Here is a 13550-nt window from a genome sequence, read left to right on the forward strand (position 1 = left end):
GGCTCAGCCTTCTCGCATCGACTTGGCCAATACCCGTGCCACTTGATCGGCGGAGTAAGGCTTGGGCAAAAACTCGAAACCGTCGTAGCCATTGTCGGCCAGCTCTTCGCTGTAGCCCGACGTGAGCACCACCGGCAAATCCGCGCGGCGCTGACGCAACAGCTTGGCCATCGCCACGCCGGTCATGCCGGGCATTACCACATCCGAAAAGATCGCGTCGAAGCTTGAAACGTCGGGGCCGGCCAGTGCCAATGCGTTTTCGGCATTGGTGGCCCACGTCGTCTGGTAGCCCAAGTCCTGCAATATCTGAGTGGCGAAGCGGCCCACTTCCAGGTTGTCTTCCACGATCAGGATATGGCGCAGCGCGGCGTCAAAGGCTGGGCCGTCGTCCTGGGGAGCAGGCGCGAGCGGTGCAGCCGGTGGCTCTGCTGCGGGGAGGTAAAGGGTGAATTGCGTGCCCAACCCAAGGGTGCTCGCCACGTCGACGTTGCCGCCGGACTGTTTGGCAAACCCGTACACCTGTGACAGGCCCAGGCCGGTGCCTTTGCCCACAGCCTTGGTGGTGAAGAACGGCTCGAAAATGCGCTCGGCGGTGTCGCTGGCGATCCCGGTGCCGGTGTCGCTCAGCACAATCGTCACAAACGGCTGGCGCGCTCCTGCGTCCCCGCGGATACGTGGCAAGGCCGCCACTGCCGCAACGCGCAGGGTCAATGTGCCTTGACCTTCCATGGCATCGCGGGCATTGAGTGCCATGTTGATCAAGGCCGTTTCAAACTGGCTGGAATCGACGCGCACGTAACAAGGTTGCGCAGGCAAATCCACTGCCACCTGAATACGCGCACCGGTCACGCTTTCAAGCATTTCGCCGATATTGCGCACCCGCAGGCACACGTCGAAGACTTCCGGGTTCAGCGGCTGACGGCGGGCAAAGGCGAGCAACTGACTGGTGAGCTTGCTGGCGCGCTCGACAGTCTCGCTGACAACGCCCATGTAGCGCTGACGGCGTTCCTCGGAGAGCCCCGGCTGGCGCAAAAAATCCATCGATGAGCGAATGATCGTCAGCAGATTGTTGAAGTCGTGTGCCACGCCGCCGGTCAATTGGCCGATGGCTTCAAGCTTCTGCGACTGGTGCAGCGCGGCTTCGGCCTGAGTCAGCGCAGTGGTGCGGTCTTCCACGCGCTGTTCCAGGGTGGAGTTGAGTTCGGTAATGGCGGCCAGACCCTCGCGCACGGCGGCGTCGGCGCGCACGCGTTCAATATGCGCCCAGCAGCGTTCAGTGACTTCGCCGACCAGGGCCAGATCATAGGGCGACCAGGCCCGCGCAGCTTTGTCGTGTACGGCCATCAACGCGGTGAGGCGGCCGTCCTTGATCATCGGGAAGCACACGGTGGCCGTGACGCCCAGTGCCTGGTAGCTGGCGGATTCTTGCGGGGTGAACTCGACGCGGTTGTCGCGCACTACCAACGCTTCCCCAGCGCGCAATTGCCGCAAGGCCCGCGCGCCAAATGACGCAAGGCTGTAGTGCCCGACGAGGCTCGGTGAGCCGGGCGCTGCCCAATTGCCGCGAATGGTAAAGCCGTCTTCATCGGCGTCCATGTCGGCATAGGCGCAATTGGACACCCGCAGGTGCTCGGCGAGCAGGCGCGTGGTGGTGGTCATGATGGCTTCGGCGTCGATGGCGTTGCACACGGCGCTGCCGATTGCGTCCAGCACATTCAGGCGGCGCGCCAGGAATACGGTGGTCGTGGTTTCAGTAACAGTGTTGAGCATGCCGACGACTTTGCCCAGGGAGTCGCGGATCGGGCTGTAGCAAAAGGTGAAATAGGCCTGCTCGGGGCCCGCGCCGCGTTCGATCACCAGTGGGTAGTTCTCGACATACGTTGCATGCCCTTCAAAGGCTGCGTTGGCGATGGGGCTGACTTCTTCCCAGACTTCATGCCACACCTCGCTGAACGGGCGGCCCAGGGCGTAGGGCTTGTCGCCCAGGATCGGGATCATCGCGTCGTTGTAAAGCATCGCCAGCGAGGGGCCCCAGATAATCGACTGGGGAAAGCTTGAGGCAAAGCACAGAGCGACAGTGGTCTTGAGCACGTCGGACCATTGTTCCAATGGTCCCAGAGGCGTACTGGCCCAATCATGCAGGCGAACCTGCTCGGCCATGTCGCTGCTGCTTTGCAGCCAATTCATCATTACGCGAACACCTTGTCTACCACGGTCTGTCGAGTGCTTGAAAGCTCAGGCTAACAAGAGACAGACCGGATTGACCGCTGCCAGTTCAGAGTGATTATCGATGAGATGGCAATTTGATGCTTCTTCCATTTGCACGGGTAAATGCCGCCTTGTTCGGGCGGCTGCACACTTACTGCTGTGTGGCGAACAGGCCGGTCCAGTAGATGCCCGCATCACTCTTCGGGTCCATCGCATAGGCGGCGCCCAATTCGCGAAATTGCGGGTTCATCAGGTTGGCGCAATGGCCGGGGCTGGCAAGCCAGCCGTCTACAACTTTGCGCGGGGTGTCGAGGCCGGCGGCGATGTTTTCGCCGACGTTCTTCGCACTGTAGCCAGCCAGTTCCGCGCGGTCACCGGGCGTTCGGCCGTCGTGGTCGAGGTGGTCGAAGAAGTTGCCGTTGGCCATGTTGCGCGTGTGGCTGTTGGCGGCACCGGCGAGGTCGTCGTTCCACGATAACGGCGTGGTCGCCGCGAACGCCTGGGTGCCACATTGGCGCGGCTGTTGACGCGCCGCGTTGATCAGGTTCAGCAGTTGCTTGCCTTCGGTCTGCCAGTCACCCAGGCCGCTGCTGAGCAGCGGGCGGGCGAGCACGATGCGCCAGTCCTGGCCGCTGTTGCTCACGCCGATATCCACGAATTGCGGGTCGAGTACCACGCGGCAGAAACTTTCGCGCACGGCTTTCATCGCCGACTGCGCGTCCTTGGGGCCGGACAGGCTGATGGCCTGCACGTTGACCATCGGGTACGCCGCCCGCGCCAAGGCCTGCTGCAAGTCGCCGACGTTGGTCGCCGGCAGCACCAGCCGCGTATCGTTGGCCAGCGGCGGAAGCTCCTGGGAACCCTGGTCACCGCAGCGCTGTACCTGGCTGCGGTATTGATTGATCTGTTGCACCAACTGACTTTCTTCGTTCGCCATCGCGCTGGCGCAGAACGCCAGACTGGCGGCCAGCGTCGTAAGACCCATCATCAATGACAGCACGCGCATGGACGTTACCCTTGAGCTTGAAAGTGCCCATGATGCGCGATGTAACCCGGTCTGGCGCAACGCCTTTTTTGTTTTTTTGCCTCAACGGGTGTTCTGCGCACCCCGCGCGGCCCTATTGCGGGCCCGGCGGCGGCAAAAGTCGCGTGCAGGCCATTCGCCACAGCGCACGCGAGGCGGGCGGCCAAAGAATCGGCTGTAACAGGTACAATCGCCGCTGCCTTGACGCAAAACCCCAGGAATCTGCATGTTCGCCCTTACCCGTTACACCACACCGTGCCCCGAGCCCATCAATGCCCAGATCCTGCAGATGGTGGTGGACAACCTCACCGACATCAGCAGCGTCGCGTTGCCGCCGAGCAACCTGCTGTACAACATTTATCAATATGCCATCGGCTTTGAGGTGCACCTGTACCTGGAGGCGCTGAACGGCGCCAAAGGCATCGCCGTAGAATTGGTGGTGGCGATGGACGAGGAACAGCTGATTGGTTTTTGCCTGTACCTGCCGGTAAAGGACGACCCGCAAGCCTGCGGTATCGCCTTCATGGCCGTGCAGGCTACGCGCCGACGCCAGGGCGTGGCGCGCGCGATGGTGCAGGACGTGTTGGCGCGCTATCCCCATGCCGAGTTGGCGTGTGCGGTCGAGAAGGTGCCGGCGTTCGAAGCCATGGGCTTTCAAGTGCGCGGCGCGCGAGGCACGCAGGTGTTGATGAACACGCGTGATTACGCCACCGACGGGCTGATGGGCGTGCTGGAAGTGGCGGCTATCTACAGCTCGTTGGAAGTGCGGCAGATTCATACGTACCTGCTGTCAAGACACGGCAAGCGCGCGATGGTCGATGCAGAGAAACAGCGCGATCGGCATCTCGATCAGTTGGCGCGCAAGGTTCAGCTGTTCCTGAGCGAACGTAGGCGCTGAATGCGAAAAAACCTCCCGCCAGGGAGGTTTTTTTGTGGGCGGTCAGTGCTTACGGCCTGGCCAGGTTCCAGTTGCCGCCAACGCCGTCACCGGTGATGTCGCCCGGCTTGCTGTCCTTGACCCAGGTGTACAGCGCCTGGCCCTTGTAGGCCCACTGCTTGCTGCCATCGTCACGGCTGATCACGGTGTAACCGTCGGCATCTTTAGCAGTGGCTGACGCGCTGAACGCCGGCCAGTTGGCCAGGCACTGGCCGCTGCAAACCGACTTGCCCGCGCTGTCTTTGGCAAAGGTGTAGAGCGTCATCCCTTGGCTGTCGACCAGCACTTTGCCCTTGGCGCTGTCGGCGACCTTGGCAGGGGCGGCGAAGGCCATGGACGAGGCGCAGGCAAGCAGGACGGCGGCCGCGAGAGAGAGGTTTTTCAGCATGACGAACTCCTGGGTTTTCCGGGTGTTGAGTGCCTTGTGCGAGAGTCACAAGGTGTACTCAGGTAAACACCCACCGCGTGTCTTTATTCGTTTGGTGATAAAAATTCTTTCAAGCCCGCCCGCGATTGACCATCGCCAGGATGGTCGCCAACAGCTCCTGCTGCGCCTCCTCACGGCTGACCTCGCCGTTGGCTGCCGCGTGGGACAAGGCTTCAGCGGCGCCGAGCATGGCGCGTAATCCCGCCTGAGACACGCTGCCACCCGGGGCGAAGGGCGACAGGGCATCGCGGCACTTGTCGCGGAAGACCGCCTCGTAGCGGCGCTTGAGGGTTTCCAGCTCCGGTGAGCTGCTCAGGGCTGCGATCACCCCTGGAATTTCCCGGCCCTGAAGCAAGACGCAATCGACGTAGGACGAGGCGATCACCCAGGCCCGGTCCTCCAGCGTTGCGCCGCTGGCTTCGATAGCCTCGGTAAACACTTGATTCTGACGCCCGTCAAAATCTTCATACAGCGCGGCCAGCAAGCCTGCGCGGGTGACGAAATGGTCGTAGACCACCGGCTTCGTCACGCCAGCCAGTTCAGCCAGGCGCCCCAGGGTCAGGGCGTCGGTGCCTTCTTCACGCACCAGTTGCCAAGCTACGTCGAGCAACTGACGCAAGCGACCCTCGCGGGATAAACGACGACGTGGGGCAGGGGATTTAACGCTTGACATGCTTATATACCAAAAGTAACTTACCAAAGGTAACTTAAGCCCAGCGTAAACCGAAAGGAAGTCAAAGTCATGCATGCTCTGATCGTTGTTGCTCATCACGACCCGCAATCCCTCACCCACAGCCTGGCCGCGCACGTTGCCGCTGGCTTGACTGCATCCGGCCACACCTTCGAAATCGCCGACCTCGCCGCTGAAGGTTTTGACCCGCGCTACTCAGCCGCCGACCACCGTGTGCACCGTGAACGCGCCACGCCGCCTGCCGATGTGCTCGCCGAACAAGCGCGCATCGACCGCGCCGATGCGTTGGTGTTGGCATTTCCGATCTACTGGTGGTCGATGCCCGGCCTGCTCAAAGGCTGGATCGACCGCGTGTTCATCAACGGATGGGCGATTGATTACGGCCCGGAGATGCCGGTGGTGAAAAAACTGCGGCACTTGCAAGTGCACCTGCTGGCGCTGGGGGCGGCGGACGAAAGCGCGTTTGACCGCCACGGTTACGCCAAGGCAATGCGCACGCAAATCGACTATGGGATTTTTGATTACTGCGGGGCGCAAGTGGTGACGTCCGAGCTGTTACTGGAATCGGAAAGCGGCAGCGCGCAGGCGCATTTGCACACAGCGAATGCCTTGGGGCAGGGGATGTTTCACAAGGAAGCGTTTGCGGTTGATTCAGCCTTGGCCGAACAGGTCGTGTGAGTCGAGCAAGCGGTAGGCAATTTCCGGGCGTTTCTCCAGGCCCCGACGAATCGCCGCCGGGATGGATTGCCGGGTCTTGCGGCACATGCCCGGCTGCGCGTCGATGACGATTTGAATGCCGCGCATACTTTTGACTTCGGCGTGGCCCGGTGCGATGTGCACGCGGATGCCCAATTGCTCATACATGCGCTGTTGCATGTGTTCCAGGTCTTGCAGGCTTTTGAGGTCTTCGAGGCGCTCGAGCAGGATCTTTTCCTGCTGACGTGTCAGCTGGAGAATGCGTAAATCAGCGCCGGGCGCTTCAAGTAGCTGTTCGCGGTCGCAAACGCAAACGCCGGGTGGGCAGGGTTGGCGAAGTGTCATGTGCTTTCCCTCCCCATCACGGCGCTGATGCGTCAGTAGGTCAGCGCAACCCCAAGACTGCCCAGGGCCTTCCAGTAGTCCGGGTAGGTCTTGGCTACGCAGTCCGGGTCCTGAATGCGGATACCCGACACCTTCAGCCCGGCCAGGGCAAAGCACATGGCGATGCGATGGTCGGCGTGGGTGTCGATCAGCGCATTGCACGCGGTGCCGGCCAGCGCCGGGTCGCTGGCCACGAGCAGGTCGTCGCCTTCGATGGTCGCCAGGCCCGGGCGGATTTCGTTGAGGCCGTCATGCAGCGCCTGCACGCGATCACATTCCTTGACGCGCAGGTTGGCCAGTTCAGTGAAACGCACAGGGGTGTTGTTAAAGGCGGCGAGCACGGCCAGTGTCGGAATGGCGTCCTGCATTTGAGAGCCGATCACCGTGGCCTGCATGTTCGGGAACTGCGCAATCACGGCCTGGGCCTTGGCGTCTGGCTGGGTGAACGCCTGTGCGGCCACGCCGATGTCGATGCGCCCGCCGGTCAGCACTTCAGCGGCCCACAAGTAGGTGGCGGCAGAGGCGTCGGGTTCGATCAGGTAGTCGTGGGCGGTGTAGCCGGTGGCGGCCACGCGCCAGGTGGTGTCGTCGAGCGCGTCGACCTGCGCGCCGAAGGCACGCATGCAGTCCAGGGTCAGGTCCACGTAGCCACGGGCGCCGATGTCCTTGCCGGTCAGCGCCACTTCAATCGGGGCTTCGCCGCACGCCGCAAGCATCAGCAGGGCCGACACGTACTGGCTGGACAAGCCGCCATCAATTTCAAAACGCTTGGCCTGCACCTTGCCAACGCCGTGCACGGTGACGGGCGGGCAGCCGGTCGGGCTGTCGACTTGAATACCGTTCTGGCCGAGGGTGGCCAGCAGCGGGCCAATCGGGCGTTTTTGCATGTAGTCGTCGCCGGTCAGCACCACGGTGCCTTGCACCGTTGCCACTGCGGCGGTGAGAAAGCGCATGGCGGTGCCGGCATTGCCGAGGAACAGCGGCTGCGCGGGCAATTGCAGCTTGCCGGTACCGGTGACGACAAAGGTGGTGTCGTCCGGCTCGTCAACGGTCACGCCCATCTGGCGCAGGGCCACCGACATGTGGCGGGTGTCATCGCTTTTCAGCGCGCCACTCAACCGGCTGGTGCCCTTGGCCAGGGCCGCCAGCAGCAGGGCGCGGTTGGTGATGGATTTGGAGCCGGGGGGCGCAACCTTGCCGTTCAGGGGGAAGTCTGGCGGTGTCACGGTCACGGTTTTCTGCGAACTCAAGGTACAAGGCTCCTGATCAAGGCAAGGTGGCACGGAGTGGCCGACGGGCGGACCCGAATAATCGGGCATAGACGCGGTGCTTGTCGAGTGGGATTGCCATGGGCGAAGGGTTTACTGCCGCCCGGCCCCTGACACTGCCTGTAGGTGGTTATCCCCTGGCAAGGTAAGAGGAGCGATCAACCGGATGCAGGACAAGGGCCCGCGCTCAACGAAGGAGGGTGTAATGCTGACATTGCCTGCGAAGAGGCCAGCTGGACATACCGAGGTGATGGGGTAAGTTCAGACCTGCCCCACGACGGGGCGACTTTCAATCAAGGAGTGACTGAAATGAACAAACCTCAAACCCAACTTCGACACGGCCGTGTCGTAACTCCCTCCAGCCGTGGCGCGGTCGCGGTAGAGCGCGGCCTGCTGGGCAACTGGCAAGTCAATGAAATGGAGGGGGGCAAGAACTTCCCGGCACTTACCGGCGGGCCATTCCCCGCGCCGTATCAGACCGATGATCAAAGCGTCACGCCGCCGGGCGATGGTCACATCTTGAGCGGCGGTAAAACCGACGACCGCGATTGCGTGAACTTCACCGACGAGGAAATGAGCCAAAAGCTCAACACACCGTTTACCTGGCCACTGCTGAATGTCGAAGCCGGCCAGGTCTTCAAAGTGCAGTGGGACTACACCGCCGCCCACGTCACTCGCGGCTACCGCTGGTTGATCACCAAGGATGGCTGGGACCCCAAACAGCGCATCAGCCGCGCGCAGCTTGAGGCGAAGCCGTTCTTCGAGGACTTCTACACCCAGGTGCCGTATTACAGCCACGCCGAGGCAATGAAGGCCAAAGTCGAGCACCAGGTGACGCTGCCTAAGGGCAAGAAGGGACGGCACGTGGTTGTGCTGATGTGGATCGTGGCCAATACCGGCAACGCGTTCTATCAGGCGTTTGACCTGGACTTCAAATAAGCCCGGCTCAGCGCACGCTCAACCAGTAATCATGTAGCGCCCGCGCAGCCGGTTCGATTTCGCTGACCCGCTGTTGATGGGCGTTTACATCCAGGTCTGCCGGCAGTTCAAAGTTGTCCTGCTCGGCGCACCAGGAGATTTTCTCCCATTGCGCAGCCAGTTCAGTCGGCAGCGCTGGCCACTTGCCGATCGCCGCGCCACGGATATAGCCAAAGCACCATTCTTCGGCGAGCGTCACGCGTTGGCCTTGATGCTCGGTGTCATCGAAGCGGGCCTTGAAGCTCTGCGCATCGGTGGCCAGTTGCTCGGCCAATGTATTGCTGTGGCGCACGCACAGTTCCAAAAAGCGCTGAGCCTCTTCGACGTTTTCCCAATTCGGGTTCTGCCCATCCCAAATCGCCGGGAACCACTCGCCCACGTCTACCTGAGCCGGGCTTGAGACCAGCGCGGTGAAGTAGCCGTCAAGTTCAGCCAGGTTCAGTACCGAATGGTCGTCGCCGTATTTGAGCAGGGTGTCTTCGAGGAATTCGAAATCGGCGGGGGCGAGGGGTTGGGCGTGCATGGGCATATCCTTCAAACGTAGAGCGCCGCTGAGGGGCGGCTTAAAGCGCAGAGGATGGCGCCTGGGCTGCTTTTTTTCCAGTAGTTTCCAGGCGCTGGCACAGCTTGCTCACGCACATCGAACCCACCACCGCCAGGATGATCGGCACCAGAAAGTCATGGTCGATACGGGTGAATTCAGCCACCAGCACAATTGCCGTCAGCGGCATGCTCATGCTGGACGCCAGAAAAGCCGCCGCGCCGATGATCGCAAACGCCCCCAGCGGCACGCCCGGCCACACCAGGCTCCAGGCGCCGCCAAGGATGATCGCCAGCAACGCACCATTCGCCAACCCAGGCGTCAGCAGGCCACCTTCGGCCCCCGCGCGCAGGGTGCTCGCGGTGATCAGCACTTTCACCACCAGCAGCAAAGCGGCCAGGCTGATGCTCAATTCGCTGTCGAAACCCAGTTGCGCCGGGCCTTTGCCGTTGCCGAGGATCTGCGGCAACAGCATGGCCAGCCCGCCGATGATCGTGAAGTTGATCAACGACAACACCGGCAGGCGCCAACCGCGCGCGGCATTCGCCCTTGCCGTGCCCGTGAGACGGGTAAAACCGTACGCGGCCAGCCCGAACACCGGCCCACACACCACCGCCCAGGCGATCAGCGCCGGGCTGAGTACAAAGTGCGGCACCACGTATTGGGATTCCGCCCCCAGCCCGATCCACGCGATCGATGCGCCAATCGCCGAGGTGGCCAGCGCAATGACTGCCGCCGGCCAACTGAAGGCGCCTACCAGCACTTCCAGCACAAACACCGCACCGCCCAATGGCACGTTATACACCGCCGCCAGGCCGGCACCGGCGCCACCGGCGATGATCAGGCGGTGCATCTGCGGGCTCAAGCGGGCCCGTTGCGACAGCCAGCTGCCCACCAGCGCACCGACTTCCCGTGGCGCCACTTCACGGCCCAGCGGTGAGCCGAGGGCCACGGTGATGATTTGCAGCACCGCATGGGCGAGGGTGGTTTTGGGCGGCATGACTGGCATTTTTTCGGACACCGCCTGCTTGACGCTCACCAGCGGGCGGCCGTAGCGGTAAATCGTCCACCAGCCCAGCCCGGCGACCAGACCGCACACTACCAGCACCAACACGCGACGTTCGGGCGGCGCTGCGGTCACGCCCAGCAGGAAGGTTTCGTGGCTGATCAGGCTGCCCTGGCTGTAGCCGTAAGCGAGGTGTTGTATACCGTGCAGCAATAACGCCAGCAGCATCCCGCCCAACCCGGCGCCGATGCCGGTCAGCACGACCACCAGGGCCAGAATCAATGAAGAACGAAACGTGGACGGCATAGTCGGCTCCAGGGCAATGGCCCTGATTGTATAGCCGATAAATGACGCGCCTGGCGTGAAATGTATCGGTGCTGCATGAACCTTGCGCGCACAACATTTCATTACCTTTGCCAGTCCCGTTTTTGGCCGACGCGCCGTCACGCAGCCTTGTTATAGTTCGGGCCTTATCACTCGCCAGTCAGGGATCACTGCCATGTCCGAATACCAAGCATTCGTCGTCGAACTCACCGGCAACGTTGCCCATGTGCAGATCAACCGCCCGGAAAAGATCAACGCCATGAACGCCGCGTTCTGGACCGAGATCATCGACATCTTCCAGTGGGTCGAAGACACCGACGCCGTGCGTGCCGTGGTGCTGAGCGGCGCCGGCAAGCATTTCTCGTCGGGTATCGACCTGATGATGCTGGCCTCGGTGGCCAATGATCTTGGCAAGGACGTGGGCCGCAACGCACGCCTGTTGCGGCGCAAGATCCTCGACCTGCAAGCCTCGTTCAATGCCGTCGACAACTGCCGCAAACCGGTACTGGCAGCGATTCAGGGCTACTGCATTGGCGGCGCGATCGACCTGATCAGTGCCTGCGACATGCGCTATGCGGCTGAAGACGCGCAGTTCTCGATCAAGGAAATCGACATTGGCATGGCCGCCGACGTCGGCACCCTGCAACGCCTGCCGCGCATTATCGGCGACGGCATGCTGCGCGAGCTGGCCTACACCGGTCGCCAGTTCGGCGCCGAAGAAGCGCGCAGCATCGGGCTGGTCAATCGTGTGTATGCCGATCAGGAAAGCCTGCTGGCCGGCGTGATGGAAATCGCCCATGAAATCGCCGCCAAATCGCCGATTGCCGTGACCGGCACCAAGGCGATGATCAGCTACATGCGTGATCACACGGTCAAGGATGGTCTGGAATACGTTGCCACCTGGAACTCGGCTATGTTGCAATCCAACGACCTGCGCGTCGCCATCGCGGCCCATATGAGTAAACAGAAACCCGAATTCGTGGATTGACCGACATGACCCCAGGCTGGATTACCACAACGCTGCTGGACAATGACGCCCCAGGCGGCTGGGCCGTGGCCCGCAGCCGCGAAGGCTTTTTGCATGATGCCAACGGCCCGCTGTTCCCCAGGGAATGGCTCAAACGCCAGGACCTTTCAGTGTTTGCCGAGCACGGCATCGGCCATCTCGACGGTGAGCCGGTGTACTTGCTGGAACTGAACGAATCCGCCGAGCTACCCGGTTGCAGCTGGCAGGGCCTGCGCGGCTTCATGCTGCAAGGCGATCACACCCTGTACAAAGTGCTGGGTTACGCCGCGCAGATTGGCACCTGGGCCCGTGAACACCGGTTTTGCGGCAGTTGTGGCCAGGCCATGGTCCAGGTGCCGCGCGAGCGGGCGATGCATTGCCAGGCCTGCGACCTGCGCAGCTACCCGCGCATATCGCCGAGCATGATCGTGCTGGTGACCCGTGGCGACGAGATCCTGCTGGCGCGTTCGCCGCGCTTTGTGCCGGGTGTCTACAGCACCCTGGCAGGGTTTGCCGAGCCGGGTGAGTCGGCTGAAGACTGCCTGATCCGCGAGGTGCGTGAGGAGGTGCAGGTGGAGGTCAAGAACATTCAGTACATGGGCAGCCAGTGCTGGCCGTTCCCGCACTCGATGATGTTGGGTTTCCACGCAGAGTACGCCGGTGGCGACATCGTGCCCCAGGCCGACGAGATCGAAGATGCGCAGTGGTTCAATATCCGCGAGCTGCCGCCGTTGCCGGCGTCGCGTTCGATTGCGCGTTACCTCATCGACCTCTACCTGGCCCGCCGTTTAGGCCACGCTGAACCAGTGCTGCCAGGCTAGGCGCACCGTCAGGCCGAGGACCACGGTGATAAACACCGGCCGAATGAATTTGGCGCCGCCGCTGATTGCGCTGCGTGCGCCAAAGAATGCGCCGCACATCACCGAGACGCCCATCGCCAGGCCGACGATCCAGTCCACTGAACCATTGATGATGAACACCGTCAGCGCTGCCGCGTTGCTGACGAAGTTCATGCTGCGCGCCACGCCGCTGGCTTTGACCAGGTCGATGGGGTGCAGGAGCAGGGTGCTGACGGTCCAGAACGCACCGGTGCCGGGGCCGGCTACACCGTCGTAGAAGCCCAGGCTGAAGCCTTGGGTGGATTGCCATTTTTTCTTGATAGGGGCGTTGGCGTCCAGGGGGGCTTTGGGTGTGCCGCCGAACAGCAGGTAGAGACCGCAGGCAAAAACGATGACCGGGAGCATTTTGTTCAGGGTTTCGGCGGGGAGGTAGTGGGCGACCACGGCGCCGGCCAAGGCCCCGATGGCTGTGCCGACGATGGCGTGCACCCATTGGCGCGGGTGGAAGAGTTTGCGGCGGTAGAAGGTGAAGCTGGCGGTGGCTGAGCCGAATGTGGAGCTGAGTTTGTTGGTGCCCAGTACCAGGTGGGGCGGCATGCCGGCGGTGAGCAGGGCCGGGGTGGTAAGCAGGCCGCCGCCGCCGGCGATGGCGTCGATGAAGCCTGCGATGAAGGCCACGACGGCCAGGATGGCTAGGGTGGTGAGGTCGACGCTGAGTTCGAAGGGCATGGGGGTGGCTTATTATTGGCAGGGGGCGCTAAAGGGGGGGGGGCGCTGAAGGGCGTAATGGTAACTCTGGTGCGGGGTACATATCCATTTTTGCGGTGATGGCGGCTTATGGTTCCGCTCTTACAGCGGGTCACTTTTGGAAAGACCGGAAGCCGGCCCAGCCAAAAGTAAGCAAAAGGTCTTCGCCCCACCACTCGGTGCCTCGCTGTGGCTCGGCATGCGGCCATCGTGGTTAACGGGGTGCCTGAGATCACAAGCAAGATCAAAATCTAAAGCGCGGCGGCCTAGTAGCCGACCTGAGTGGTTGAATCAAAGGCGCTGTTTTTTTCTTGAGCAGATCGCGATTCTCCAGACCAAATGGAGATCCACTGTGGGAGCGGGCTTGCTCGCGAATGCGGTGTATCAGCCACCAAATCCATTAACTGACCCACCCCCGTCGCGCGCAACCCCGCGCCCCCCGGTTTTTACCAGTGAGGAATGAAATGCTGCCCA

14 protein-coding genes are annotated in these 13550 nt (G+C 62.2%); 5 read left to right on the top strand and 9 right to left on the bottom strand.

What is annotated here, in order from left to right; genetic code table 11:
- Window positions 1–3: 3 nt before the first annotated feature.
- On the bottom strand, window positions 4–2190 hold the full coding sequence (locus ACP7A2_RS21500; protein ID WP_426135854.1) for an ATP-binding protein: 2187 nt from the start codon (window positions 2188–2190) through the stop codon (window positions 4–6).
- Window positions 2191–2359: 169 nt separating this feature from the next.
- On the bottom strand, window positions 2360–3214 hold the full coding sequence (locus tag ACP7A2_RS21505; RefSeq protein ID WP_426135855.1) for a CAP domain-containing protein: 855 nt from the start codon (window positions 3212–3214) through the stop codon (window positions 2360–2362).
- A 244-nt stretch (window positions 3215–3458) separates the two neighbouring features.
- Between ACP7A2_RS21505 and ACP7A2_RS21510 the strand changes: the two genes are divergently transcribed.
- The gene (locus tag ACP7A2_RS21510; protein WP_426135856.1) at window positions 3459–4130 is read left to right on the top strand and encodes a GNAT family N-acetyltransferase; all 672 of its coding nucleotides are present in this window, start codon (window positions 3459–3461) and stop codon (window positions 4128–4130) included.
- Between the two features lie 49 nt (window positions 4131–4179).
- Here the strand turns inward: ACP7A2_RS21510 and ACP7A2_RS21515 are convergent, their stop codons facing one another.
- Window positions 4180–4557 carry a COG4315 family predicted lipoprotein gene (locus tag ACP7A2_RS21515; RefSeq protein WP_426135857.1) on the bottom strand — a complete coding sequence of 126 codons (378 nt, stop codon included), beginning with the start codon at window positions 4555–4557 and terminating at the stop codon, window positions 4180–4182.
- A 109-nt stretch (window positions 4558–4666) separates the two neighbouring features.
- Complete coding sequence (locus ACP7A2_RS21520) at window positions 4667–5269, bottom strand: TetR/AcrR family transcriptional regulator (RefSeq protein ID WP_426135858.1); 603 nt, start codon at window positions 5267–5269, stop codon at window positions 4667–4669.
- 69 nt (window positions 5270–5338) lie between these two features.
- Between ACP7A2_RS21520 and ACP7A2_RS21525 the strand changes: the two genes are divergently transcribed.
- The gene (locus ACP7A2_RS21525; RefSeq protein WP_426135859.1) at window positions 5339–5965 is read left to right on the top strand and encodes an NAD(P)H-dependent oxidoreductase; all 627 of its coding nucleotides are present in this window, start codon (window positions 5339–5341) and stop codon (window positions 5963–5965) included.
- On the opposite strand, the gene ACP7A2_RS21530 is transcribed toward ACP7A2_RS21525, so the two are convergent.
- Window positions 5939–6328 (bottom strand): hypothetical protein, encoded by a 390-nt coding sequence (locus tag ACP7A2_RS21530; RefSeq protein ID WP_426135860.1) that lies wholly within the window; start codon window positions 6326–6328, stop codon window positions 5939–5941. The genes ACP7A2_RS21525 and ACP7A2_RS21530 overlap by 27 nt on opposite strands.
- 32 nt (window positions 6329–6360) lie before the next feature.
- Window positions 6361–7617, bottom strand: coding sequence for a 3-phosphoshikimate 1-carboxyvinyltransferase (locus ACP7A2_RS21535; RefSeq protein WP_426135861.1), 1257 nt, complete (start codon window positions 7615–7617; stop codon window positions 6361–6363).
- Between the two features lie 327 nt (window positions 7618–7944).
- Between ACP7A2_RS21535 and ACP7A2_RS21540 the strand changes: the two genes are divergently transcribed.
- Window positions 7945–8574, top strand: a complete 630-nt coding sequence (locus tag ACP7A2_RS21540; protein ID WP_426135862.1) for a lytic polysaccharide monooxygenase auxiliary activity family 9 protein — start codon at window positions 7945–7947, stop codon at window positions 8572–8574.
- 7 nt (window positions 8575–8581) lie between these two features.
- Here ACP7A2_RS21540 and ACP7A2_RS21545 read toward each other — a convergent pair whose 3' ends face one another.
- The gene (locus tag ACP7A2_RS21545) at window positions 8582–9136 is read right to left on the bottom strand and encodes a UPF0149 family protein (RefSeq protein WP_426135863.1); all 555 of its coding nucleotides are present in this window, start codon (window positions 9134–9136) and stop codon (window positions 8582–8584) included.
- Between the two features lie 40 nt (window positions 9137–9176).
- On the bottom strand, window positions 9177–10466 hold the full coding sequence (locus ACP7A2_RS21550; protein ID WP_426135864.1) for a chloride channel protein: 1290 nt from the start codon (window positions 10464–10466) through the stop codon (window positions 9177–9179).
- A 193-nt stretch (window positions 10467–10659) separates the two neighbouring features.
- Between ACP7A2_RS21550 and ACP7A2_RS21555 the strand changes: the two genes are divergently transcribed.
- Together ACP7A2_RS21555 and nudC are read left to right on the top strand one after the other, a co-directional pair.
- Window positions 10660–11472 carry a crotonase/enoyl-CoA hydratase family protein gene (locus tag ACP7A2_RS21555; RefSeq protein ID WP_426135865.1) on the top strand — a complete coding sequence of 271 codons (813 nt, stop codon included), beginning with the start codon at window positions 10660–10662 and terminating at the stop codon, window positions 11470–11472.
- A gap of 5 nt (window positions 11473–11477) precedes the next feature.
- A complete protein-coding gene (gene nudC / locus ACP7A2_RS21560; protein WP_426135866.1) occupies window positions 11478–12311 on the top strand; it encodes an NAD(+) diphosphatase in 834 nt (277 codons plus the stop codon).
- On the opposite strand, the gene ACP7A2_RS21565 is transcribed toward nudC, so the two are convergent.
- Window positions 12279–13058, bottom strand: a complete 780-nt coding sequence (locus ACP7A2_RS21565) for a TSUP family transporter (RefSeq protein ID WP_426135867.1) — start codon at window positions 13056–13058, stop codon at window positions 12279–12281. The two genes, nudC and ACP7A2_RS21565, sit on opposite strands and share 33 nt — an antisense overlap.
- Window positions 13059–13550: the final 492 nt, after the last annotated feature.

It is taken from the genome of Pseudomonas sp. PWP3-1b2, assembly GCF_049896045.1.
In the GTDB taxonomy this organism is placed as follows: Bacteria; Pseudomonadota; Gammaproteobacteria; order Pseudomonadales; family Pseudomonadaceae; genus Aquipseudomonas; species Aquipseudomonas antarctica_B.